The 25,262-nt window shown below is 34.6% G+C and carries 18 protein-coding genes; 8 read left to right on the plus strand and 10 right to left on the minus strand.

The genetic code is table 11. The features are described 5' to 3' along the window. Positions 1 to 30: 30 nt before the first annotated feature. The 3 genes from NU08_RS09055 to NU08_RS09065 form a co-directional block, all read right to left on the minus strand. Positions 31 to 1,206 (minus strand): cellulase family glycosylhydrolase, encoded by a 1,176-nt coding sequence (locus tag NU08_RS09055; RefSeq protein ID WP_129746817.1) that lies wholly within the window; start codon positions 1,204 to 1,206, stop codon positions 31 to 33. A gap of 280 nt (positions 1,207 to 1,486) precedes the next feature. Then, positions 1,487 to 3,010 (minus strand): RagB/SusD family nutrient uptake outer membrane protein, encoded by a 1,524-nt coding sequence (locus NU08_RS09060; protein WP_129746818.1) that lies wholly within the window; start codon positions 3,008 to 3,010, stop codon positions 1,487 to 1,489. A gap of 16 nt (positions 3,011 to 3,026) precedes the next feature. Next, on the minus strand, positions 3,027 to 6,032 hold the full coding sequence (locus tag NU08_RS09065; protein ID WP_242502518.1) for a SusC/RagA family TonB-linked outer membrane protein: 3,006 nt from the start codon (positions 6,030 to 6,032) through the stop codon (positions 3,027 to 3,029). 395 nt (positions 6,033 to 6,427) lie between these two features. Here NU08_RS09065 and NU08_RS09070 point away from each other — a divergent pair, with 395 nt between their 5' ends. Further along, positions 6,428 to 10,357 carry a two-component regulator propeller domain-containing protein gene (locus NU08_RS09070; RefSeq protein WP_129746820.1) on the plus strand — a complete coding sequence of 1,310 codons (3,930 nt, stop codon included), beginning with the start codon at positions 6,428 to 6,430 and terminating at the stop codon, positions 10,355 to 10,357. Positions 10,358 to 10,853: 496 nt separating this feature from the next. Here NU08_RS09070 and NU08_RS09075 read toward each other — a convergent pair whose 3' ends face one another. From NU08_RS09075 to NU08_RS09105, 7 genes are all read right to left on the minus strand, one after another. Beyond that, the gene (locus NU08_RS09075) at positions 10,854 to 11,561 is read right to left on the minus strand and encodes a LytR/AlgR family response regulator transcription factor (RefSeq protein ID WP_129746821.1); all 708 of its coding nucleotides are present in this window, start codon (positions 11,559 to 11,561) and stop codon (positions 10,854 to 10,856) included. Next, positions 11,561 to 12,721: a sensor histidine kinase gene (locus tag NU08_RS09080; protein ID WP_129746822.1), complete on the minus strand. Its 1,161-nt coding sequence runs from the start codon at positions 12,719 to 12,721 to the stop codon at positions 11,561 to 11,563. The genes NU08_RS09075 and NU08_RS09080 overlap by 1 nt, the downstream gene beginning before the upstream one ends. Positions 12,722 to 12,981: 260 nt before the next feature. After that, positions 12,982 to 13,710 (minus strand): CPBP family intramembrane glutamic endopeptidase, encoded by a 729-nt coding sequence (locus tag NU08_RS09085; protein ID WP_129746823.1) that lies wholly within the window; start codon positions 13,708 to 13,710, stop codon positions 12,982 to 12,984. Between the two features lie 477 nt (positions 13,711 to 14,187). Beyond that, entirely contained in the window at positions 14,188 to 16,392 is a 2,205-nt protein-coding gene (locus NU08_RS09090) for a TonB-dependent receptor (RefSeq protein ID WP_129746824.1), read from the minus strand. A 66-nt stretch (positions 16,393 to 16,458) separates the two neighbouring features. Beyond that, positions 16,459 to 17,082: a GNAT family N-acetyltransferase gene (locus NU08_RS09095; RefSeq protein WP_129746825.1), complete on the minus strand. Its 624-nt coding sequence runs from the start codon at positions 17,080 to 17,082 to the stop codon at positions 16,459 to 16,461. Between the two features lie 402 nt (positions 17,083 to 17,484). Continuing rightward, positions 17,485 to 17,871, minus strand: coding sequence for a DoxX family protein (locus NU08_RS09100; protein WP_129746826.1), 387 nt, complete (start codon positions 17,869 to 17,871; stop codon positions 17,485 to 17,487). Positions 17,872 to 18,015: 144 nt separating this feature from the next. After that, positions 18,016 to 19,029: a zinc-binding alcohol dehydrogenase family protein gene (locus tag NU08_RS09105; RefSeq protein WP_129746827.1), complete on the minus strand. Its 1,014-nt coding sequence runs from the start codon at positions 19,027 to 19,029 to the stop codon at positions 18,016 to 18,018. A 243-nt stretch (positions 19,030 to 19,272) separates the two neighbouring features. On the opposite strand from NU08_RS09105, the gene NU08_RS09110 reads away from it, so the two are divergent. The 7 genes from NU08_RS09110 (at position 19,273) to NU08_RS09140 (ending at position 25,048) form a co-directional block, all read left to right on the plus strand. Further along, entirely contained in the window at positions 19,273 to 19,833 is a 561-nt protein-coding gene (locus NU08_RS09110) for a GNAT family N-acetyltransferase (RefSeq protein ID WP_066034931.1), read from the plus strand. Between the two features lie 52 nt (positions 19,834 to 19,885). Continuing rightward, positions 19,886 to 20,758 (plus strand): helix-turn-helix domain-containing protein, encoded by an 873-nt coding sequence (locus NU08_RS09115; protein ID WP_129746828.1) that lies wholly within the window; start codon positions 19,886 to 19,888, stop codon positions 20,756 to 20,758. A gap of 78 nt (positions 20,759 to 20,836) precedes the next feature. Further along, positions 20,837 to 21,886, plus strand: coding sequence for an alpha/beta hydrolase (locus NU08_RS09120; RefSeq protein WP_207214064.1), 1,050 nt, complete (start codon positions 20,837 to 20,839; stop codon positions 21,884 to 21,886). Between the two features lie 181 nt (positions 21,887 to 22,067). After that, a complete protein-coding gene (locus tag NU08_RS09125; RefSeq protein WP_129746829.1) occupies positions 22,068 to 22,502 on the plus strand; it encodes a DoxX family membrane protein in 435 nt (144 codons plus the stop codon). A gap of 207 nt (positions 22,503 to 22,709) precedes the next feature. Then, positions 22,710 to 23,546 (plus strand): sulfite exporter TauE/SafE family protein, encoded by an 837-nt coding sequence (locus NU08_RS09130; RefSeq protein WP_129746830.1) that lies wholly within the window; start codon positions 22,710 to 22,712, stop codon positions 23,544 to 23,546. Beyond that, positions 23,533 to 23,940 carry a DUF1634 domain-containing protein gene (locus tag NU08_RS09135; protein WP_129746831.1) on the plus strand — a complete coding sequence of 136 codons (408 nt, stop codon included), beginning with the start codon at positions 23,533 to 23,535 and terminating at the stop codon, positions 23,938 to 23,940. The genes NU08_RS09130 and NU08_RS09135 overlap by 14 nt, the downstream gene beginning before the upstream one ends. 85 nt (positions 23,941 to 24,025) lie before the next feature. Further along, positions 24,026 to 25,048, plus strand: coding sequence for an LLM class flavin-dependent oxidoreductase (locus tag NU08_RS09140; RefSeq protein WP_129746832.1), 1,023 nt, complete (start codon positions 24,026 to 24,028; stop codon positions 25,046 to 25,048). The last annotated feature ends 214 nt before the right edge of the window (positions 25,049 to 25,262 follow it).

Genomic DNA, 25,262 nt, shown 5'->3' on the forward strand with positions numbered 1-25,262 from the left:
AATTATCTAATTATCAAATTGACCCATTTTCTAATTCTTTTTGTTTGCCTCAGCTGTCATTTTCTTAATCAAATCGGTTTCAGCTTTTATGTATGGCGTTCCATCTGTATGAAGCACTTCGTGAAACCATAATTTTGGTTCTGCTGTATACGTTTTAGTCCAACTGTCCCAAGCGTATTTCGTTTGTGTTTTTCCGTCTACAAATCCCCAATTGATCATACCGACATTATATTTTCTCGCAATTGGCAAAAATCCTTCAAACGTGCTTCCGTTTGGTCTTGCCATATATTCTGTACAGATTAATGGTTTTCCGTAACGCTGTAATTGCTTCACTACTCTTTCAAAATCTGCTGGTTTATCATAATTGTGGAAAGAAACAATATCTGATTGTTCGATCTGCATTTTGTGCATTGGCTTCATTTTCGCTTCATCACTCCAATCTCCAACCCAAACTCCAGAAGTCAATGGCTGTGACGGATTACTAGATCTTGCCCAAACAAAAACATCTTTTAAAAGCGGTAAAACCAAATCGACTTTGTTTTTGATTTCAACTTTCTCGTAAGATGGTCCTGTCATGTTATCTGGTTCATTCCAAACATCCCAACCTAAAATTCGTTTGTCATCTTTAAAATGAGAAACTGTTTCTTTTACATATTTCTCTAAACGCGGATATTGTGTTTTGTCCTGAAGCGCTTTTTGTCCTGGAGCCTGAACCCAGCCTGAATTGTGTGTATGCGGTTTTGGCGCACGCTGTTTTCCTAAAGCTGGAAACGGATCCCAACAAGAATCGAATAAAACAAAAAGGGTTTTGATGTGATGTTTATCAGCAATTTCAAGAAACTGATCCATGCGTTTGTAAAGCCCTTCTGCGTCTTGCTGATGCAATAAATCGTGCAGATACACTCGCATTACATTCATGCCTAAATTTTCTGCCCAACCCAATTCTTGATCAATTCTCTTTGGATCAAAAGTATCTTCCTGCCACATCTCTAACTGATTTATAGCTGTGCTAGGAGAATAATTTGCCCCAACCAACCAAGGCTGTTCTGCATACCATTTATTGGCCTGATCTTTTGTCCAGATTTCTCTTTTTTCTATTGATGCGGTTTCGCTTTTATTTTCTTCAGGATTACTTTTTTTATTGTTGCAGCTAAGCAATACGAGTCCTGCTAACATAAATGTCAGACACAATTTTACTTTCTTCATTTCAATTTTATTTTTTTTGAACAATTGTTCTTTATGAAAGGGAATCAACTTAATTCTGCTGATTCCCTCAAAAAAATCAGTTTTAACACATTGGGTGAAATTATTTTTAACACATAGAAGCATAGATTTTTATTATTCTGCTTAAGATTATAGAAAAAGCAAGCTTTAACACATAGCGCTATGTGTATTATTCTAAGTGAAACACCTTTAATAGATTCCTAAAGACTATGTTTCTATGTGTTAAAATTAAATTCTGTTCAATTTCACCCAATGCATATCGTTAATATCCAGAGTTCTGCTCTAGATTTGGATTATTATCTACATCGCTTTGCGGAATTGGCATTCTATGATTTTTTCCAACTGCGAAGTTTTTAAAATCTGGATCACGAAGCGCAATTTTATCTACAGAAGCTTGATTATTTAAATCTCCCCAGCGTTTTAAATCTTCCCAACGAACACTTTCGCCGCATAATTCTAAAACTCTTTCCATTTTCAAACGCTCTAGGAATTTGTCATGATCGTTTCCAATTTCAGGATGTGCTGTTGCCAATGCATTCATGTTGGCACGAGTTCTTACCATATCAACATATTGGTATGCTTGAGCAGTGTTTCCCAATTCGTTTAAAACTTCCGCGTAGCGTAATAAAATATCCGCATAACGAACCAATCTGTAGTTTACTTGGTTGTAATAATCCTCATTATTTCTATAATAATCACGGCTTCCTTTTCTAAACCAAGCTTCATTATTGTTCCACTCCCAGTTTCTGCCGTATGTTTTGTCTCCGAAATCAGCTAATAATTGAGGATAAAACAAAGTCCATCTTAATCTTTCATCCAATTTTCCGTCTTTATTGTTTTCTTGTTTAAAGGCGTCAACTAACCAGATACGCGCTTGTCCGTCAGACCATCCAATTCCTCTTGGCGCGAAGAACTGAGAACGATTACTAGAAACTGCTGCATTTTGATCTTCACCAGTTCCACCTTTTCTTTGGTCTCCAAATTGGATTTCAAAAACAGATTCAGCATTATTTTCATTTGTATCTGTAAAATTGTCTCTGTAATTAGCAACAAGACTGTACTTGGCTCCTGCTCCAGAAATTAAAAATTCTAAAGCCGTTTTTGCTTCTGGCCATTTGTGCTGCTGCATATATACTTTGGCAAGAAACGCTTTTGCAGCACCTTTATCTGGTCTTCCTAACTGATCTGCTGACCAATCTCTCGGCAAATCTTCAAAGGCTTCATTCAAATCTTTTTCAACTTGAGCCCAAATTTCATCTACTTTCTTCTGTTGTGGCAAAGCTTGTGGTGTTGACGGTTCTAAAACCAATGGGATATCCTCCCAAATTACAGCGGCATAGTAATAGTGCAATGCTCTGAAAAATTTAGCCTGAGCTATAATTTTCTTTTTATCCTCTTCATTTTGAAAAGCAATATTCGGAACATTCGCTAAAACCTGATTGCATCTAAAGATAGCTTTGTAAGTGTCTCTCCATGTTACAGCATTTCCTTCCCAAAAATTATAATTGATATAATTGAATCTTGTCCAATCTGCCAATTCTGTCCACGGACTTACGCTATACCCTTCATCAGAAGTTAAATCCAGACGGAAATAAATCCATCTTGCCCACAATCCGTCTTTATAAAACATGGCATAAATAGAGTTTACACCGGCTTGTGCATCACTTTCAGTTTTCCAATATTGGTCAACTGTAATATCATTTGGGCTGTTTAGATCCAATTCGTTTTCACAAGCGGTAAAAACAAGACCTAGAAAAGCTGCTGTTATAATTATTATTTTTTTCATTACGCTGTTTTTTTAATTAAAAGCTAAACTCTACACCTAAAGAATAAGTCCTAAGGTTCGGAAATGCACCATTATCTACACCTCTTTCAAAAATATTATTGTTAGTAAACTCCGGATCTAATCCTTGGTATTTAGTAATCGTAATAATATTCTGTGCCGATAAGGTCAATCTTGCTCTTGAAATGCCAGAACCTTGTAACACATTTTGCGGAAAACTATATCCGAATCCGATGTATTTCAATCTGATGAAATTGCCGCTCTCTAAGAAACGGTCGGTATCTCCTCTTGAATTTAAAGTTGATCCTTTTGTAACTCGAGGAAAATCAGTGTTTGGATTTTCTGGCGTCCAAGGCTGAATGCCTTTTCTGTAGTTGCTATTGTCATCAAAACGATCTACAACACTTCTAAATCCGTCATAAACCATTGCTCCGTTTGAAGCGATCCAGTTCATCGAAAAATCAAAACCTTTGTATTCAGCACCTGCATTGAAACCCATTTCAAATTCTGGCCACGGACTTCCTACAACGGCTTTGTCTTCGTTTGTAATTTGTCCGTCTCCATTATTGTCTTTAAAACGAATATCTCCAGGAACAGCATTTGGCATAATCACTTTTCCGTTTGCATTTTTGTAATTGTCAATTTCCTGCTGATTTTGAAACAAACCATCTGTCTGCAAAACATACCACATTCCTACTGGCATACCAGCTCTTGTAACGGTGTTTCCAGAGTAATTTTCATTTTGTCCGTTACCTAAAGAAACCAGCTTATTGTTTATTTTAGTAAAGTTTACAGAAGCATTAAACGAGAAATCGTTAATTTTTTTGCTGTAAGCCAATTCCAACTCAAAACCTTTATTTTCTACCGTAGCAGCATTAGAAATTGGGTTTCCGCCATCGTTTCCTGTAGTTAATAGAATTGGGAAACCAAATAATACATCTTCGGTACGAGCGATGAAATAATCGGCTGTAAAACGCAAATCGTTGTTTAGAACTCCTAAATCTACTCCTATGTTGGTTTGTTTTAATTTTTCCCAACGCAATTCTGCATTTGACAATTTTACTTGAGCAGCAGAAGGATATAATGTTTGGTCTTTTCCTAATACAATCTGTCCAAAATTATTTACGAAGCTTTTGTATTCGTAATTTCCGATGTTTCCAGAACCTAATTCACCATAACTTGCTCTTAGTTTTAAGTCTTTAATGAACTCTGATTTAAAGAAAGATTCATTGCTGATTCTCCAACCTGCAGAAAGAGATGGGAAATTGCCCCACTTGTTGGCATCGCTGAATTTTGAAGATCCGTCACGTCTTAAAACAGCATTAAACAAATAGCGATTATCATAGTTGTATTCTAACCTTCCTAAATACGACGTTAAAGCCGCTTCATTGATGAATCCGCCCACTACTGGCGAATCTCCTTGATTTAAAACCTCATAATATTGCCCAGTTCCAGAATTCATAGGAAGATTTCTTTTTGTTCCGTAAATCTGATTGTAATTGTCTTTTTGATAGGTCTGACCTACTAAAAGCGTAATATCGTGTTTGCCAAATTCTTTTTTGAAAGTCAAAGTATTTTCAAATAATAAAGTCTCCGATCTTCCTTTGTTTTGATCTGTTTGAGAAGGATCTTGCGGTTGGTTTAAAGTCCAACTTCCTTTTTTTCTCATGAATTTATACGAATCAAAACTGGTTTCATATCCGAAATTGAAACGGTATTTCAGCCATGGCACAAATTTTAATTCTGACCAAATGTTTCCTCTAATTCTAAAATTTTCATTGATAGTATTCGCAAAATCAGCAATTGCCAAAGGGTTTGTACCAAAAGTATCGGCAACACCTTGTTTTCCATAACCGTATCCGCCCGGATTAGAAGCATCATAAAGCGGAATCGTTGGTGTCATTCTGTAAACATCAATAATTGGGTTACCAGACATTTCATCTGTTTTAGAATTACTTATTGCTAAGTTTTCTCCAATGCTGAAAATTCCTTTTGTACCGCTAGAGTTTACCCTGAATGAAATTCTGTCGAAATCGGTTCCTACAACCGTTCCTTCATTTCCAAAATAATTTCCAGACATAAAGAAACTCGAATTCTCATTTCCTCCCGAAAAACTAGCGTTATAATCCTGAATCATTCCTGTTCTAAAAACCGCATCTTGCCAATCTGTATTTACAGCCATATTCAAGTTTTGTCTAGGAAGTCCAGCATTGTCGTATGCCATATTGTTGTATTTGGCAAACTCTTCGGTTCCCATTAAATCGTAGCGAGGCATTGTTGTAAAACTGCTTTTGGCTGATACTTCAACCTGAAGCGGACCTTTTTTACCTTTTTTAGTCGTAATAATGATTACACCATTTGCCGCTCTAGAACCGTAGATTGCTGCTGCAGAAGCATCTTTTAAAACCTGAATCGATTCAATATCATTTGGATTAAAGTCTCTGTTTGCAGAAGTTACTAAACCGTCAATTACGTATAATGGATTGGTGTTTTGAAGGTTTTTAAGTCCACGAATTTCAACATTGGCTTCTTGTCCTGGGCGTCCGCCACCGCGAACTTTAACTCCCGTAACCAAGCCTTGAAGTCCGTCTGCCACTGTAGTAACCTGTCTTTTCTGAATTTCATCAGGTTTCACTAATGCAACAGCTCCCGTAAGGTCTTTTTTCTGTTGCGATCCGTAACCTACAACAACTATCTCGTCCAATTTCATGGCATCTTCTGCCATTGTTACATTTATAGAAGTTTTGTTGTTGATGGCAATTTCTACTGTTTTATAGCCTTGCGAACTAAAAACTAGAGTCTGATTTCCGCTAGCTGAAATTTTAAAGCTTCCGTCAAAATCGGTAACAGCACCATTCTGTGTTCCTTTTATCAAAACATTCGCAAAAGGAACCGCTTGTCCGTCTGCGGTAGTCACTTTTCCCGTAACATTTATTTGCTGGGCAAAAGCGGACTGCAGTAATAAACTAAAGAAAACTAAGAGGTAATATCTCTTCGTTAAAAAGTGAGTGAACTTTGTTTTCATTGATTTTTGCATTTTAGATAGTTTTATTTCTTTTTGTGGTTTGGTTTAATGAAATATGGCGCTTTTTTAGCCGTCTGGTATACGGGCAAAAAAAGAACTAATATTCTTTAGTTGTAATAAATTGTTCATTTTGTTTCAAAATTATTAATGGTTAGTTTTTTCAAACTTTATTTTATTGATAGTGTATTTTTAACCTTAAAATTTTATCAATATCATTTATTTGAAAATTCAAAGTAGGCGCTTTTTATTCAAAATAAAATGCTTCATTTGTGTCAATATCTCTCTCAAATGATTCAAATTGTATTAAAAACAGTCCATTTTCATTCAGCTGCAACATTTTGTAGAATATTGAGACGATTTGCAGAAATCTAGATTTTAGCCTAAAAAATACAACTATGCGTAAATTCTTTCTTTTTTTATATTTCAGCTTTTTTTCGATAAATTTTTCGAATGCGCAAGACTATTATTTTAAACATTATCAGGTAGAAGAAGGACTTTCAAACAACACGGTTTTGACCTCAATACAAGATAATGACGGCTTTATGTGGTTTGGAACTAAAGACGGATTAAACCGTTTTGATGGTTATCGTTTTAAAACCTATAGAAGCAGTGGAGATCCTATTCATAGTTTAGGAAGCAACTACATACAATCATTACACGAACATAATGGCACAATTTGGGTCGGTACTGATAAAGGTTTGTATCATTATGATAAAAAACTGGATCGTTTTACGATTTTGAATGAAGCTATAAATGATCGTATCAACGACATCAATCACGACCAAAAAGACAACATTTGGTTTGTTTCTGGCAACATATTGTATAAATATGCACCAAAAAAGAAGGAAACAACCACTTTCAATCCGAACAAATATTTCATTACCACTTCGATTACGAAAGACTATAAAGGAGAAATCTGGGCTTCTTCTTTAAATAAAATCTATCACTACTCTGAAGAAAATCTTTCTTTTGAAAATATTCCGTTAAATCCGCCAGCGAATAAAGCCAATTTTAGAATTACCGTGATTTATGCTGTCGATTCTGAAAATATTGTAATTGGAACACAAGATCACGGCGTACTCCTATATAATAGAAAAACCAAATCGACAAGCGAACTTAAATTCGCAATCAAAGAGCCTGTTTTTGTACGCCAGTTTAGAAAAAAAGGAAATGATGAACTTTGGATTGCCAGCGAATCGGGGGTTTATGTCTATAATCTGAAAACTAAAACCGCTGTAAATCTTAAGAAAAACTACAACGATCCGTACGCGATTTCAGATAATGCCGCTTATTCAATAACAATTGATAAAGAAAACGGAATCTGGATCGGAACGTATTTTGGCGGTGTCAATTACCATCAGAAACAATACACGCAGTTTAAAAAGTACTTTCCGCAGAACAATCAAAACTCCATTATTGGAAGCGCCGTAAGAGAAATTCATAAAGACGATCACGGCGATTTATGGATTGGAACCGAAGACGCGGGCGTAAATCGTTTTAATCCGAAAACGCAGAAATTTACTTCTTATAATGTTTCGTACTATAATATTCATGCTTTAATGCCTCGAAAAGATAAAATCTGGGTGGGAACTTTTGAGCATGGTTTGGATGTTTTAGACCGAAATTCAGGCGCAATTCTCAAACATTATAGTGCAAACGATGGTCGAAGCGGACTGCATAGCAATTTTATTTTTTCTTTTTATGAAATGAAAAACGGAGACCTGATTGTGGTAACAACATCGGGACTTTATCGCTATAATGAACAAGCCGATAATTTTGAAATCTTGAAATTCTTCCCAGAAACGTATCATTATACGAATATGAAAGAAGACAGCGACGGCAATCTTTGGGCGGGAAGTTATCGCGATGGATTGTTGTTTTATAATCCGAAAACGAAGAAAAAAGAGGTTTTTTCGTATGATTATAAAAATCCGAAAGGAATTAGCAATAATACGATCAACGCCATTTTTGAAGATTCTTCAAAAAACTTATGGATTGCAACCGAAAATGGACTGAATCTCGTAAACAGACAAAATCATACTTTTACCAAATTCACAACCAAAAACGGAATGCCAAGCAATGTTTTCTATTCTATTTTGGAAGACGATTCTAAAAATCTGTGGCTGACGACTTCCAAAGGTTTGGTAAAATTTGGTCCAGATCATAAAACCATCAAGATTTTTACCACTGCAAACGGATTGTTGAGCGATCAGTTCAATTACAATTCGGCTTTTAAAGATGCAAATGGCGATATGTATTTTGGAAACCTAAACGGAATGATCAGTTTTAATCCGAAGCACTTCAGTAAAAACAAATACACGCCTTTTATTTACATTACCAATCTTCAAATTAATAATAAGGATATTGAGGTAAACAGTCCCGATTCTCCTATTTCGCAATCTATCTCGTTTTTGGACGAACTGGAACTCAACAACAATCAGTCAACTTTTAATCTGGAATTTGCATCTTTAAATTATACCGCGCCAGAATTGACCGAATATTGGTTTCAACTAGAAAACGTCAATAATGACTGGGTTTATTTAGGAAGAAACAACAAAGTTTTCTTTACCGAACTGGCGCCTGGCGATTATGTTTTTAAAGTAAAATCTTTGAACAGTTTTGGTGTTTGGAGCAAAGAAGTAAAACTGAAAATTACCATTCTTCCTCCGTTTTATGCCAGCAATTATGCCTATATCTTGTATTTTATATTGTTCTGCGCAGGACTTTATTACATTATCAGATATTCTCAAAATCTGACTCAGATTAAAAATAACCGTAAAATAAAACATCTAAACGACGAAAAAGAAAAAGAAATCTATCAGGCAAAAATTGATTTTTTTACGAATGTCGCGCACGAAATTAGAACGCCTTTGACTTTGATTAAAGGTCCGTTGGAAAAGCTTTTAGGCATGAAATACGAATCGGAAGAAGTACCTCAGCATCTTTCGATTATGAAGAAAAACACTTCGCGTTTATTGAAATTGGTAAATGAATTGCTCGATTTTAGAAAATCTGAAATTGGCGGTTTGAAATTGACTTTCGTCGAAGCGAATATCTCTTCGATGGTTCGAAATTTTCATTTGAGATTCAGCCAATTAATTGAAGAACGAGAACTTGAATTTGACTTAGAATTAGGAGAAAAAGACATTCATGCTTTTGTAGACAAAGAAGCTTTCAAAAAGATTCTGAGCAATTTGATCAATAATGCGATTAAATATTCGAATAAAAAGGTTTCCATATCTTTATTTAGAGATGAAAAGAAACTGCATTTGATTGTAAAAAATGACGGAAATGTGATTCCTATTCATTTAAAAGACAAAATTTTCGAACCATTTTTTAGAGTTGATGATAGCAGTACGGCATCAGGAACAGGCATCGGACTTTCGCTGGCATATTCGCTAGCGCAATTGCACAATGGAAGTTTAGAATTAATTGAAGATGTAAATTACAATATCTTCGAATTGGTTGTTCCGCTGCATCAAGAAGAAGAATTTATGCTTTATGCCGATTCTGAGAAAGAACAAACAGAAAGTGAAACGCCAAAAGAACCAATTGAAATCAAAAACGAAAAAGCACAAGTTTTGGTTGTTGAAGACAACGAAGATCTTTTGAGTTTTATTACTACTGAATTGGCAGGAACTTATACTGTTTTAAAAGCCCAAAATGGCGAAGAAGGCATCAAAATCATTCATAATGAAAACATTCAGTTGGTGATTTCAGACGTAACCATGCCAATTATGGACGGATTTACAATGTGTAAAAAGATTAAAACCAATCTTGAAACAAGTCATATTCCTGTTATTTTATTGACAGCAAAAAACTCGCTAAAATCACAAATCGACGGACTTGAAGTGGGTGCAGACGCTTATGTGGCAAAACCTTTTTCTATGGATTATCTAAAAGTGCAAGCCAATAACTTGATTGAAAACCGCAGACAGATTATGAATTATTATGCTAGTTCTCCCCTTTCGCACATTAAAAGCATTGCTCACAATAAAACCGACGAAAAGTTCCTGAAAAAACTAGACGACGAAATCCTGAAAAACATCACCGATCAAGATTTAAGCGTAGAATCGCTCGCCGAAATAATGAACATGAGCCGTTCGACTTTATACCGAAAAATTAAAGACATTACAAATCTGAGTCCGAACGAATTAATCAATATTGTACGATTAAAAAGAGCTGCAGAGTTACTGCTAAACGAAAACTATAAAATGTACGAAATCGCAGAAATGGTCGGCTACAAATCGCAAACAAGCTTTGGACGAAATTTCCAGAAGCATTTTAATATGTCACCAACGGATTATATACAGAAAAATCGTTGATTATTTAACCGCAAAGTTCGCAAAGGATTTTCGCAAAGAAACGCAAAGTTTAGTTTTTGCATTTTATTTAAAGTTCACAAAGTTTTTCAAGTTCAGCCTTTGTGAACTTAAAATAAAATGTATTGGCTTAGAAATACTTCGCGAGCTTTGCGAAAATCCTTTGCGAACTTTGCGGTTAAAAAAACTATTTAATTCCAAAACGTCCACGCGGTTGAAACCGAGGGCTATGTTTGAAAATTGGAATGTTTTGCTATCGCTCTGTGGCCTTTAAAATAAAATGCATCGACTAAAAACTTTGCGTTTCTCTGCGTAAATCCTTTGCGAACTCTGCGCTAAAAACCTTTTTAATCCCAATTACATGCTTAAAAAAACACAAAATCGGCAAAGCTATTTGTTTAAATAATCGCCACGAATTCACGATTTTTATTCTCAAAGATTATCAAAAATAATTCGTGAATTCGTGGCTAAAAAACTTTGTAAACTCTGCGTTAAAAAACTACTTAATCCCAAGCAACTGATACAATTCCTCTTTTTTATTCAAAGCTGCAGAAATGGTTTTCCCGTCAATCAATTCTACAACATTTCCGTTGAGGCTTCTCACAGCTTCGAGATTTAGAATAAAAGAACGCTGCACGCGAAAGAATATTGGGAGTTTCAAAACTTCTTCCATTGACTTTAAAGTTCCTAAAGTTGTATATGATCCGCCGTTGATAACGAATTTCAGATAATCGTCTTGTGCTTCCACATACAGAATTTCACTCAAAAGAATCTTAATCAGCTTTCCTTCCGATTTGATAAAAATGCGATCTGAATTGATCTGATGAACTGAAGTAGTTTTCTTTAGCGAAAGATATTCTTTGGCGCGATTTACCGCTTTCAGGAAACGGTCAAAACGAACGGGTTTTAAGAGATAATCGGCAGCTCCGGTTTCAAAACCTTCCAAAGCAAAATTGCGGTGCGCCGTTATAAAAATAATAACTGGAGCATTGGTAAGCGATTGCGCCAATTCTAAACCATTAAATTTAGGCATTTCGATATCGCTAAAAACAATATCAACTTCATTTTCCTGCAGAAACAATAATGCTTTAGAAGCTTCTGCAAACGAACCTTTAAGTTCCAGAAACGGAATTTCAGCAATAAAAGATTCGATAATATCTCTTGCAATTGGCTCGTCGTCAACGACAATGCATTTCAACTTTTCCATTATTTTCTTAAAACTATTTTTAAATCGACTTTAAACGAGTTTTCTAGTCTTTTAATTTCTAATTCATATTGATTGGGATACAGCAATTCTAAGCGTTTACGGGCATTCTCCACTCCTATTCCGCCAAAATCAGAATCGTTTGGCGTATCTTCCAAATCGTTCTCTAAACTAAACCAAAAAGTATTGTTTTCAATCTTAATGTCGAGTTTTATAAAGGCATTTTTACTTTTTAAACCATATTTAAAAGCATTTTCTATGAAAGTAAATGTCAGAAGCGGTGCAACAAAAAGTCCTGCGGTTTGTCCTTCAATAGCAACTTGAATATCCGTTTCATCTGCATAACGCATCTTTTCTAAAGCGATATAATTTTTGATAAAATCCAATTCTTTTTCCAAACGGACAATTTCGGTATTCGATTCGTAGAGCGTATAACTCATAATATCTGAAAGATTCAAGATGATTTCTGGAGCCAGATTATCTTTTCTAACCGTTAATCCGTACAGATTATTTAAGGTGTTAAATAAAAAATGCGGATTCAATTGCGCTTTTAAAAAGTCCTTTTCAATTTGAATATTCTGAATTTCTAAAGCTGTTTTCTCTCTTTCAACTTGAAATTTCTTATTATACAATTTCGTGATTTCGACCAAAATCTTTGCAAAGCAAAAAGGCGAAAGCAACGAAATGATAATTATAGTCTGCGAAAGCATTTTTTTTGGCGAAACTGCTTCAAAAAAACGTTGTTCTGCGCTCATTTTAATAACGCCTTTCAGTTCTCCAAAAGTAACTTCAAGACCTAAAGCATAATACAAAAGCGAAATAAAATACGTTGCCGCCATCCAAACAAATATTGAAATTGGAAAAACCAATAGCACCAATATTATAATTCGGGTTTTGCTTCCTGAGAATATCTTTGGCAATAGTAAATAAAACAGCATATAAAACACAATCATATTGACCAATGCCATTCTTATGGTTAGTAAAACAGCATCAAAATAGACCAATTTATAGCCAATTACATAACTCAAAAAAAGCAAAACAGAAAAACCTAACCACATGAAAACATGCAGTAAAATTCGATTTCTTTTGGTGAAAAAGCCGTCAAAATTCAGCGAAGCGATTTTATCTAAAAAATATCCCGAAGTCGATGTGGTATTTGGCATGTAATACTGTTGTAAAGCAGTTTCAAATATAATTTATTTTTTTCCATGAGTGGGAAAATATAATTAACACATAGAAGCATAGATTTTCTTTGCGCTTAAAGACGTTTCACTTTGTTTTAATACACATAGCCATTTCTGAAGATATATACAAAGGTTTACATCTATGTGTGAGAAACTAGTTTCTTTCTCTCTTCTTTTTCGAAATAAAAAAATCTATGTTTCTATGTGTTTCAAAATTAATTAGATATTGAATTCCTTTTTTATAAAATTCTAATAACCGCATTGATCAAATTAATCGTATTATGCCCCAGAATAGAATAAATAAGATTTCCCGAAAACTGTCTTAGAATACCAACGCTCAAAGAAGAAATTAATGTTAAGTATAACATTGTAATTACATCAAATTTCAAATGTAAATCCTGATCTAAAACCGCACCGTGAGAAACTCCAAACAAAACTGTTACAATAACAAATGCCCAACCAAATTTGATTCCGCGATAATTCCATGTTGGCGCAAAAGCTTTGTCTAAAAGCCATAAAGAGATTCCTCTAAAAAGGATTTCTTCTGTTAATCCGGGCATTGAGGCTTGAAAAAGGAAAGTTTCTAAATCGAAAGGATTGCCTTTTGGAAATAAAATCAGTTTGAATATAATATCAAATACCGTAAATCCGAAGAAAACCAATAATCCGAATTTCAAGCTTGCTGGCGAATTGGTTTTAGAAGTAAATCCGATTTTGATTCTTTCTTCTTTTGAAACCGAAAAGATTATAATCAATCCTAAAATTAGACTCAAGATTTTTCCAGCCCAATTAAATTTTAAATCCAAGTCGATTAATTGTTTTCCTGAAGCCTGCAAAAACACATCTGCAAGGAAATATAAAATGAAAAATCCTAAATATTTCAAATTAGATTTTTCAGTTTTGAAATGTGCAATAACAATAATCGGAGCGATTAACAAAATCCAAAGAAGAGGCGTAAATAGTGACATAATTTTGATTTTTAAGGTTTTAATTTAAATCAAAAGTATATCTAGAGTATATCAATTAAAATTGTAATCGGTAGAACACACAATCTGCTCGGTGAAAATGTTGTTTTACTCGATTGCAGATTTTAAAAATGTTCCGTAGGAACATCTCATCGGTAGAAAAAATATGTTTTTTAAGTCGTTTTACGTTCCGTAGGAACGTTTGTTTGGTTTCATCGTTTTTTATATCTAACCTATCAAACGTTCCTACGGAACGTGAATTGGGCTGGACACCATTTTTTTTTTCTACCGACGAAACATTCCTACGGAATGATAGCACCTATTAAAAATGAAGGGATCGATTGAATTCAATTCAATTCAATTCAATTCGACTCAATTCGATTCAATTTAAAACCAACCATTAAATAGAAAATGTGCCAATTAGATAATTACTCTCATTATCTAATTGGCACATTTTCTAATTGCCGCATTAATCAATTTCTACCACGTGTATTTCAAGATCAAACGCGCATTAAACGGTGTTCCTGCCGTAAAATGAATTTCTTCTACAGGATCTGTTTCATTTGCCAATCTTGATTCGGTTAAGAATTGTGTTTCTTTCCATTTTGTATTGAAAATATTGTCAATGTTAACGCCAATCGAAACTTTCTTAATCTGATAATTCACAGAAAAATCGGTAATACAATACCCTTTTGCGACAACCGAATTATCTTCGTTTGCTGGTCTGTCGCCTAAGAAACGCGTTCTTATACTTCCTGAAAAACCTTTTAAGTCCTTTACCGAAAGTCCGCTCATTAAAGTGTTTTTTGGAGCAAGTGGCAAATAATCATTTCCCTTAGGTTCGTCTATTGCTCTTGCGTGCGTATATGTATAATCTGCATTCCAGAATAACCAATTGGTCAATTGATATCTAATCCCAAAATCAAAACCTTTACGTTCTGTTTTACCGCTTGGTTCAACTACAGCTTCGTCTCCTACGTATACAAATTCTTGAGCTAGATATAAATACCAAAGAGCCGAATTGACAATCATTCTTGGAAATGGTTTCCAGTTTAAACCTAAATCTGCTCCGTACGTTTCTGGAAGAATTTTTTCTCCTTTTTGCGTCACAACTACACGGGTATCATTACTGTGAAATCCTTTTCCTAACTTCAAGAAATAGTTTAATTTGTCATTTTGAGTATACAAAAAGTTTAGTTTCGGACTAACAATTGCCTTGGTCTGCGTCTGATTGCTGTAATTTGCAGCCAATTGATCTTCATATCCAAATTTGAAATAATCTAAACGTAAACCTCCATTTATCAACCATTTTCCTGCTGTAAAATCAAGACTTGAATAGGTAAAAAGATTGGTTTGGTTGACATTTCCTAAACTCAAATAATCTAAAACTGTTTTTCTATTTAAAGTATGAGACAATTCTACATCTTTATTATTATCATTTCGAAGTCCAGCGCCTAGTTTAAAACGCCATTTTTCATTCAGTTTTTGATCGTATTCAGACTGAAAACCTACAATAGTTCTGTTTTCTTTCTGTTTGATTTGATCGCCGTTTACAGGATCATTCAAGAAAAATGTAAAATTAGAATACAGTTCAAAATCGTATTTACTTAAATATGCGCTGCTTTTGATATGTGTATTGTCATCAATTTTGGCATCGTATTGCAGATTGAAATTGGTTCTGTTTGTATTTCCTCCTTCATTCGGATCGATTGCTCCAAAATGCGAAATCGTTCCGTCGTTTACCGCACGGTCAGGAATTTGTCCGCTGGCGTCCCATTGACTTTTAAAATGCGAAACCGAAATCGCCAAACGGTCTCCATTTTCCATTTTAGCGTTGTATTTTCCAAACAAATTAATTCGGTTAAAATTCTGAGGAGCATCAAAATAACCGTCAGTCATCATATATTCTCCAGCAAAATAAGCCGATTGGTTTTCTTTATTCAATAAATTAAACATCGCAACGGTACGAAAAGTATCAAATTGCCCGCCTTCAAAAGAGATAGAACTGTTCTGCAATGCATTTTTGGTATTAAAACCAACATATCCGGCAGTTGTAAAATCGCCTTTATCTACAAAATAAGCACCTTTATCAAAATCAATATTATCTACGGTTTCAGGAATCACAAAATGCAGATCAGAATATCCTTGTCCGTGCGCGTGCGAAACCATGTTTACAGGCATTCCGTCTACGGTGATATTAATATCGGTTCCGTGATCGCAGTCAAAACCTCTTAAAAAGATTTGCTCTGCTTTTCCTCCGCCCGCATGCTGACCGATAAAAAGTCCTGGAACTTTTCGCAGTAAATCCTGAGAATTTGAAATAGGCTGAATTTCAAAATCGATTTTAGAAATCGTATTTAGGTATTTTAAATTATTGCTGATTTTAACTTCTTCCAACAAAAATGGCTTTTCTTCCAATTGAATGGAGAGAAAATCCAAAGAGGCAAGTTTAATTTTTTGAGTTGAAAACCCTTTTTTGGTAATAACCAGACTATCATTTATCTGCGTTCCTTCTAAGGTAAATTTTCCATTTGCATCGGTATGGGCGTGTGTTTTTGAATTTAGATTTCGAATTAAAACTTCTGAAGATGCTTTTCCATCAGAATCATTTACGATACCATTTAGAGATTGTGCATTAATAGAAAAAGAGAGAATAAAAAAGAGAAGTGCTGATAAAGATTTCATTGCTATTTTGGTAACTTATTGGAATAATTTGAGCGCAAAAATAGCATAGAAAAGCATTTTTCAGGTTTATTCCAGAGAATCTGAGATATTGTTGCTCTTAGGATCGTAGAGCATGGCAGTACACAAACAATTCTTTCTTTCTTTGCTTAATAGTATCGGACAATTGATACAGCTTTTGCAATTTTCCCAAAAAAGTTCATCGTTTGGTAATTCAGAATAAGTTACGGGTTCAAAACCGAGTTCGTGATTCATTTTCATAACGGCAAGACCTGTCGTCAAGCTAAATATTTGTGCTTTTGGATATTTTTTACGGCTAAGTTCAAAGATTTTTCTTTTGATTTTTTTGGATAAACCTGTATGTCTAAACTCAGGTGAGACAATTAATCCAGAATTAGAAACATATTTACCGTTTTCCCATAAAGATATAAAAGCAAAACCTGCCCATTTTCCGTCTGGTGCAAATGCGATAATGGCTTCACCTTCTTTCATCTTTTTCTCAAGCAGTTCTGGCGGTCGGCCTGAAATGCCTGTTCCTCGAGCTTTCGCAGATGATAATGTCTCTTCACAGATCTCATTTATATAGAAAATATGTTTAGCCGTTGCTTCTTCAATAACGAAATCATAAGATTCGCAAACTTTTTCATTTAAAGAAAAAACAGCCGTATCTGTTCTGTCTTGAATGGTTTTCATACTATAGCACTAAACTATTTTAGCGATTAGCATAACCGTAATAAAAAGAACAACCGTAAATACCATTAAGTTGACGAATCGATCTTTGTTTCGTCTAGATTTATTTGAAAAATACGTTTTTGTGATTTCTTTATTTCTTTTGTTACTTGTTTTCATATTCTTTACATGTTTTACAATTAAGGGCTTGTTTAATAATCCCCAACATAAAAACAAAAGGCGTGCCACAGCAACTCATTATATAATAAACCATTCATTATAAAACAAATAATAAAAAATCAGTTTGAGTTAATTTAGAAATGGCTATCAAAATGATACGATGATTTTCAAAATGAAAGGGATTTAAATAAAAAAGCCCTAAATCGAAATTTAGAGCTTTCTTTAATTTATATAATTGCCTGCAGATTAATCCCATTGACTATTTTTAGAAACGGCAAATTTACCTGCTCCAGTAAAGAACAATGCAAGAGCGCCTAAAAAATACAGCATTAATAATTCTAAAGCATATCCACCATGCTCACTAATTGAGAAAATTTCCTGACTATGCATTGTTGCAACTGCCACCACACAAGTTATTGCCAAAAGAACTGCTGCAATTCTAGTTCTGAATCCTAATAAAATGGCAATTGGCGCCAAAACTTCTCCGATGTAAACCGCATATCCAAATGTACCCAAGCTTTCTACAAGGAACGAAACTCCGTGAATAAGTTTAGAAACACCGTGAAAAAGCATTAATCCGCCAGTACTGATACGCAACAGTAATAATCCAAGGTCTGTGTTTTTTGAAATCATAAATAATTTTGTTTTAGGTTAAAAATTTATACTCAATTGGGTTTGTAAGCCGACTAAAATACAAAAATTTCTTATTTAAAAACACTATTATTTAAAACAGTTCCAAATAACTATTCCAAGCTATCACAAAGCCGATTTTAAGCATTAAAACTTAATCGCAATCTTTCCAATTGTCTTTCCAGATTCCAAAAGTTCATGTGCTTTTTTAAGATTTTCGGCTGTAAGTCCGTTTAAAGTTGTGTTTAAAGTTGTTTTCAGAATGCCGTCGTCCAACAAATCTGCTACGATATTTAAGATATTATGCTGTTCAATCATATCTTCTGTTTGATACATCGAACGTGTGTACATTAATTCCCAAGAAAAAGAAACACTTTTGCCTTTCAGTTTATTCAAAACTACAGGCTCAGCACTTCCAGTAATCGAAGCGATATGTCCCTGCGGTTTAATCAATTCAACCATCGTATCCCAATAAGCATTGGTGTCTACGAAATCTAGAATAAAATCAACATGTTCAAAACCTGCTTCACGAACAGAAGAAACCAAATCTTTATGATCTACCACAAAATCAGCTCCTTGCTGTTTGCACCATTCAATAGTTTCAGGACGAGAAGCTGTTGCAATAACAGTTAAACCTGCAATTTTCTTAGCCAATTGAATCGCAATCGAACCAACACCGCCTGCTCCTCCAATAATTAAAATCGATTTTCCTTTGTCTTTGTCAGCACTAATTCTAATTCTGTCAAATAAAATTTCCCAAGCGGTTAAAGCTGTTAACGGAATCACAGCCGATTCTTCAATAGATAATGATTTTGGTTTTCTGCCGACAATTCTTTCATCAATAATCTGATATTCGGCATTGCTTCCTTGTTTGGTAATATCTCCTGCATAATATACAGGATCTCCAACTTCAAACAATGTAACGCTCTCTCCTACAGCCTGAACAATTCCGACAGCATCCCAACCAATGATTTTTGGGGTATCCAAAACGGTTTCTTTTGCTGAACTCTGGCGAACTTTAAAATCGACTGGATTGACCGAAATCGCATCAATTTTAACTAATAAATCGTGTGGCCCAGGAATTGGTTTTACAGCTTCAAATTCGATAAAACTTTCTGGATTTTCTATGGGTAATGAGGTTTTAAATCCTATTGCTTTCATTTTTTTTAATGTTTAAATTAAAACTATACTACAAATATAAGGCGAGTTGAAATCTCTTAATTGGTATATTTTGAGTGTATATTTGTATATATTAAGCACAATGTGTTTTTTGTTTCACGCAGATGTTACAGATTATAGCTGATTCTGCAGATTTTTTATTTAAAATTTGCTAAGATCTGCTCAAATCCTTTAAAATCTGCGTGAAATAATTTTAAAGACTAAATTTGCTAAAAACAATTCACTATGAATATCAGAAAAGCCGAAAAATCAGACTCAAAATATATTGCACCTATATTATTATTAGCAATGGAAGATATTATCTACAAGTTTATTGCTAAGAATGATTACGCTTCCGCGAAAGACTTTCTGGAATATTTCGTTGAAAGAGAAAACAACCAATATTCGTATCAAAATTGTTTTGTGGCTGAGGAAAATGGCGAAATCATAGGCGCAGTCAATATTTACAATGGTTCTGATATAGAAGCTTTACGAAATCCGATTGTGGAATATGTCAGAGCACATTATAATCCAGAATTTGATCCTGAGTTTGAAACGCGTGCTGGGGAGTTTTATATAGATTCTTTAGGCGTTAATCCAAATCATCAAGGAAAAGGAATTGGTTCTAAACTGCTTGTTTTTTTAATTAACGAATATGTACATCAAAACAAACAGACATTAGGTTTATTGGTAGAAGAAGAAAATCCGCTGGCAAAGAATCTTTATTTAAAACTCGGATTTAAAATTGTGGGCGAAAAAACTTTGGTTGGCAAAAAACTGGAACATCTTCAAATTGGCAATGAATAGTGCTGCTTTCGCTAAAGAAAATCATTAAATTTAAAATCCAAAACAAACCGCGATGAACCTTAATAATGTATTTGAATCGAATTATAAAAAACTGGGATTTCTAATTCTGAATCAGGAAACTGTAGAAGAAATAAACAGCGACGAATACAAAGCGTATATTAAAGTATTATATCTTCCGGAAGAGTACCAGGTTACTATTGATTTTAAACAATATCAAACCAAAAGTCCTTCTCTGTTTTTCATCAACAGCAATCAATATCTGCAGATTAATAAGGAAGGAAAAAAACAGGGTTATTTTATGTATTACAATCGTGATTTCTATTGTGTACAGATTCACGATGCCGAAGTAGCTTGCGACGGATTGCTATTCAATAATATATTTGAAATGCCAATGACCACTTTACCCGATAAAGAGGTTTTGTTTATTGAAGGCATTTTCAATCAGATTCAGGAAGAGTTTGTTTCGCCCGATTCGTCTCAGGAAGAAATGATTCGAACGTATTTGAAACAGCTTATCATTAAAGCGACGCGAATCTGGAAAATTCAGCAATTAGGTGTTTTAAACGAAGAACCTTCAAAAGAAATGGATTTCTTTAGAGATTTCAGCCGATTGGTCGAAATTCATTTCAGAACTAAACATACTGTTGCCGATTATGCCGATATTTTGGGCGTTGCTCCTAAAACACTTTCTAATAAATTCAATCGTTTAGAACTGACACAGCCAAACGATATTATAAAAGACCGCATTATTCTGGAGGCAAAAAGGCTTTTGGGTTATTCTTCTTTAAGCGTAAAAGAGATTGCATACCAGCTCGGATATGAAGATCCAGCCTATTTTAACCGACTTTTTACCAATAAAGTTGGTGATACTCCATCTAATTTCAAGAAAAAATACCTTCAAGGGAAAAATGTACAATTAGAATAGACTTTTATCCATTTTCAGAGCTTTATTACCGCCATATCTTTGTCCTATCAAATTATAAATGATTAAAACATAAAAGATATGAAAACTATTAAAGTATTACAACAGAGTTTATTTATTGCAACATTATTAATCGTAAATACAGTTGCTTCAGCACAAGAAAGACCTTATAAAGGGCAAAATGACCCAGAAATCTTTACAGAGGTTCGCAGCTTTTTAAATGCATTAAATTCAGGTGACGGAAAACCATTAGAACAATTATCTGTAACGGATGCAAGAAACGTTTTAGTAGGCGCTCAAAAATCGGTTCAAGTAGATTATTCTGGTATCGAAGAAACTGAAAAAGTAATTTCTCAAAACGGATTAAAAGTAAAAATTCATATTACTAAACCTAAAGGAGCAAAAGCAAATGCGCCAGTATTCATTTTTATTCACGGCGGCGGATGGGTTTTAGGTGATTATCCAACACACAGACGATTAGTAAGAGATTTGGTTGTAGAAAGTGGTGCCGTTGCGGTTTTCCCAGATTATACGCCATCTCCAGAAGCTAAATATCCTGTGGCAATTAACGAAATTTACGCTGCAACACAATGGGTAGCCGAAAACGGAAAAGAAATTGGTGTAGATGGTAAAAACCTTGCTGTTGTAGGAAACAGTGTAGGCGGAAATATGACTGCTGCGATTACTTTAATGGCTAAAGATAAAAAAGGCCCACATATTAAATTACAAGTTTTATTATGGCCTGTAACGGATGCTAATTTTGAAACTGAATCTTATAATTTATATGCCAACGGACGTTTCTTGACTAAAAATATGATGAAATGGTTCTGGGACAACTACTTGCCTGATACTGCTAAAAGAACTGAAAAATACGCTTCTCCATTGCAAGCTAGTTTAGCAGAATTAAAAGACTTACCTCCTGCTCTTGTTCAAACTGCTGAAAATGATGTTTTAAGAGACGAAGGTGAAGCTTATGCCAGAAAGCTTAATGAAGCTGGAGTTCCTGTAACTTTAACTAGATACAACGGTTTGATTCACGATTACGGACTTTTAAATCCGATTGCTAATGTACCTGCTATTCAAACAGCTGTACAACAAGCTGCAATTGTGATCAAAACGACATTGAAATAAGAATTTCAAAACAAATTGAAAATGGGATAGATTGACTTCTATCCCTTTTTTATGCATTTTATCGATTATTTTAAACAATTTGGCGATGATTCTGTCGTTATTAAAAAAAACAGTTCGACGATTTTTGTCTTTTTGAGATAAAATTTGCAGAATGAAATTGCAATAAAAATTAATAATCAGAATGAAAAACATCACCATATTAGAAGCAGGTTTAATTTTAAGAATAGTTTTAGCCATCACAATGCTTTCAGCTGTAGCTGATCGATTTGGAATCTGGGGAGCGCCAGGTTCAAACGGAGTCGCATGGGGAAATTGGGAAAACTTTGTAGTTTACACTAACACTTTAAATCCTTATGCAAACAAAGCAACAGCCGAAATTTTAGGCGTGGCCGCAACTTTCTTTGAGGTTGTGTTGAGTCTGCTATTATTATTTGGATTTAAAACCAGACTTGCCTCTTTAGGAACTGCTTTTTTATTGTTCTTTTTTGGATTTGCAATGGCCGTTTCGGTTTCGGTAAAAGCACCTTTCGATTATTCGGTTTGGACAAGTTGTGCCGCTGCTCTACTTCTTGCTAATATTGGAAAAACAGCTTTTGCTGTTGACAATAGAATATAGTTTTTGGTTGATGGTTTTTTGTTGATAGTTACGGCTCTCTATAGCTTTGACAAAACTATAAACTTCAAAACGGTCAAAACAAAAAACACTAAAACAAACAACCAACCAAAAACTACAAACCATCAACTATAAACATTTTTAAGGTATATTTAAGTTCGTGAACAAATTTGTATTCGTAAATTAGCAAATACAAAAACACATCACTAAATGACAATACTTACCTTTACGCTTATAATGATTCTGGGTGCTTTTTTAGCAGGTTTTATCGGTTCATTATCAGGCTTAGGAGGCGGTATCATTATTATTCCGCTTCTTACTATTATTCTCGGTGTCGATATCCATTATGCCATTGGAGCCGCTTTGGTTTCCGTTATCGCCACTTCTTCAGGCTCAGCCGCAGCTTATGTAAAAGAAGGAATTACCAATATGAGAATGGGAATTTTTCTCGAAATCGCCACTACTATCGGAGCAGTTTGCGGTGCCTTGCTTTCTACAATTGCCCCTACTTCTTTTATAGCAGTTTTATTCGGTTTAACGCTGATTTTTTCTGCAATTAATTCGTTACGAAAAAAAGAAGAACACATTGTTTTAGAATCTAGTCCTTTGGCTAAAAAACTAAAATTGGACGGAACTTATCCTTCTCACGATGGTGAAGTCATAAAATACGGAACTAAAAACGTGCTTGGCGGTTTCAGTATGATGGGCGTTGCTGGAATGATGTCTGGTCTTCTCGGAATTGGTTCTGGTGCTTTTAAAGTAATTGCAATGGATAACATTATGCGTGTTCCGTTTAAAGTTTCAACCACAACTAGTAATTTCATGATGGGTGTTACAGCGATGGCGAGTTCTGTAATTTATATTCAAAAAGGATATATCGAACCTGGAATTTGTATGCCAGTTGTAATTGGAGTTTTGTTTGGAGCTATGGCTGGAGCCAAAATCTTAGTGCGAACAAATCCGAAGAAATTGAGAATATTTTTTGCCTGCCTGATTTTTGTTTTGGCAATAAACATGATTTATAACGGACTAAATGGAAAAATCTAATATGGTACAGGAAGAAAAATTTGGAGAAAAAGATTTTCAAACAATCATAGGAAACTTGCTTCGTTACGGAGTTTGGATTTCACTGTCAGTAGCTTTTATTGGCGGAATTGTATATTTGATTCACAACGGAAGTCAGATTGAAGACTATTCTGTTTTTAAAGAAAATGATAGAAATATATTTGAAGTGATTACGGCTGTTTACAATGGTGCAATTCAAGGAAATGGTGAATCCTTAATATTTACTGGTATTATTTTGCTTTTCCTTACGCCTGTTTTACGTGTTTTGCTTTCGCTATTTTCGTTTTTATTAGAAAAAGATTATTTATATGTCGGCATTACATTAATTGTTATTGCGATTATTATTATCAGTATTTCATTTGGTTTCTCACACTAGATAATTGTAGATTTTAGATTGCAGATTTTAGATTTTGAAATTTGGAATTTGGAATTTCCCAATATTGGAATTTAAAATTAAGCTTATGGAAATAGGAATAGACAGTTTTGCTTCGGCAATGTATGGCGACAACAACACGCTGAGCAGCGTTGACGCTATGGAGCAGCTTTTGCAGAGAATCGAATTTGCAGATCAGGCTGGACTTGATGTTTTTGGAATTGGTGAACATCACAAAAAAGAATTTTTAGATTCTGCTACGGCTGTTATTTTAAGTGCAGCGGCGGCAAGGACAAAAAATATTCGACTCTCAAGTGCTGTAACCGTTTTAAGTGCAGCAGATCCTGTTAGAGTTTATCAGAGTTTTGCGACTTTAGATTTAATTTCAAAAGGAAGAACTGAAATTGTTGTAGGAAGAGGATCTGCCATTGAAGCTTATCCCCTTTTTGGATATGATTTGAGGGATTATGATGCTCTGTTTAAAGAAAAGCTCGAACTTCTTCTTCAAATTAGAGACAATGAATTTGTTTCTTGGGAAGGGAAATTCCGCCCTACTTTAAATAACTTACCTGTTTACCCAAGAGCTTTACAAGAAAAATTACCCATTTGGCTTGGAGTTGGCGGAACTCCAGAATCTTTTATCAGAGCGGGTTCGTTGGGACTTCCGTTAATGGTTGCAGTTATTGGCGGACAAACACATCGTTTTAAACCTTTAATAGATTTGTATAGAGAAGCAGGAAAAGCCGCAGGATATAAACCTAATGAATTAAAAGTTGGCTTGCATTCGCCTGGTTATGTTGGAACAACAACAGAAAAAGCAATCGAAGAATATTATCCAGGTTACGCCGAATTATGGACAAAATTAGGATATGAAAGAGGCTGGCCTCCTGTAACCAAAGGCAAATTTGACGGTTTAATTGATGATTTAGGCGTTCTAATAGTCGGAAGTCCCGAAAGAGCGGCGGAGAAAATTTTGCGTCATAGCGAAGCACTTGGCGGGGTGGATCGATTCACTTTCCAGATGGACAATGCAGGATTGACACACAAACAATTAATGAATGCCATTGAATTGATTGGAACAAAATTGATTCCGTTGATTAAGAAGGCATAATTATATTCTCGCAATCCCAATAAATATCGGGAGCAAAGACGCAAAGATTTTTTTTAAAGCCACTCCCGATAGCTATCGGGATACACAGATTAAAAGGATTTTTTAGAAATTAAATAGCGTCCAGCTTTAGCTGGATGAAATTATAAGCCAAAATTAAAGGCTTTAGCCAAACATCTCTAGTTTAGCTAAAGCCTTTTGACTTTTAAAATTACAA

This window comes from Flavobacterium anhuiense, from assembly GCF_004151235.1.
In the GTDB taxonomy this organism is placed as follows: Bacteria; Bacteroidota; Bacteroidia; order Flavobacteriales; family Flavobacteriaceae; genus Flavobacterium; species Flavobacterium anhuiense_A.

Bases quoted from the DNA above. Each gene is read 5' to 3' on its own strand.
- NU08_RS09085 (WP_129746823.1), bottom strand. From the start codon at position 13,710: ATGTCACTATTTACGCCTCTTCTTTGGATTTTGTTAATCGCTCCGATT.
- NU08_RS09110 (WP_066034931.1), top strand. From the start codon at position 19,273: ATGAATATCAGAAAAGCCGAAAAATCAGACTCAAAATATATTGCACCT.
- NU08_RS09070 (WP_129746820.1), top strand. From the start codon at position 6,428: ATGCGTAAATTCTTTCTTTTTTTATATTTCAGCTTTTTTTCGATAAAT.
- NU08_RS09135 (WP_129746831.1), top strand. From the start codon at position 23,533: ATGGAAAAATCTAATATGGTACAGGAAGAAAAATTTGGAGAAAAAGAT.
- NU08_RS09100 (WP_129746826.1), bottom strand. From the start codon at position 17,871: ATGATTTCAAAAAACACAGACCTTGGATTATTACTGTTGCGTATCAGT.
- NU08_RS09080 (WP_129746822.1), bottom strand. From the start codon at position 12,721: ATGCCAAATACCACATCGACTTCGGGATATTTTTTAGATAAAATCGCT.
- NU08_RS09120 (WP_207214064.1), top strand. From the start codon at position 20,837: ATGAAAACTATTAAAGTATTACAACAGAGTTTATTTATTGCAACATTA.
- NU08_RS09105 (WP_129746827.1), bottom strand. From the start codon at position 19,029: ATGAAAGCAATAGGATTTAAAACCTCATTACCCATAGAAAATCCAGAA.
- NU08_RS09125 (WP_129746829.1), top strand. From the start codon at position 22,068: ATGAAAAACATCACCATATTAGAAGCAGGTTTAATTTTAAGAATAGTT.
- NU08_RS09055 (WP_129746817.1), bottom strand. From the start codon at position 1,206: ATGAAGAAAGTAAAATTGTGTCTGACATTTATGTTAGCAGGACTCGTA.
- NU08_RS09075 (WP_129746821.1), bottom strand. From the start codon at position 11,561: ATGGAAAAGTTGAAATGCATTGTCGTTGACGACGAGCCAATTGCAAGA.
- NU08_RS09130 (WP_129746830.1), top strand. From the start codon at position 22,710: ATGACAATACTTACCTTTACGCTTATAATGATTCTGGGTGCTTTTTTA.
- NU08_RS09060 (WP_129746818.1), bottom strand. From the start codon at position 3,010: ATGAAAAAAATAATAATTATAACAGCAGCTTTTCTAGGTCTTGTTTTT.
- NU08_RS09065 (WP_242502518.1), bottom strand. From the start codon at position 6,032: ATGAAAACAAAGTTCACTCACTTTTTAACGAAGAGATATTACCTCTTA.
- NU08_RS09140 (WP_129746832.1), top strand. From the start codon at position 24,026: ATGGAAATAGGAATAGACAGTTTTGCTTCGGCAATGTATGGCGACAAC.
- NU08_RS09095 (WP_129746825.1), bottom strand. From the start codon at position 17,082: ATGAAAACCATTCAAGACAGAACAGATACGGCTGTTTTTTCTTTAAAT.
- NU08_RS09090 (WP_129746824.1), bottom strand. From the start codon at position 16,392: ATGAAATCTTTATCAGCACTTCTCTTTTTTATTCTCTCTTTTTCTATT.
- NU08_RS09115 (WP_129746828.1), top strand. From the start codon at position 19,886: ATGAACCTTAATAATGTATTTGAATCGAATTATAAAAAACTGGGATTT.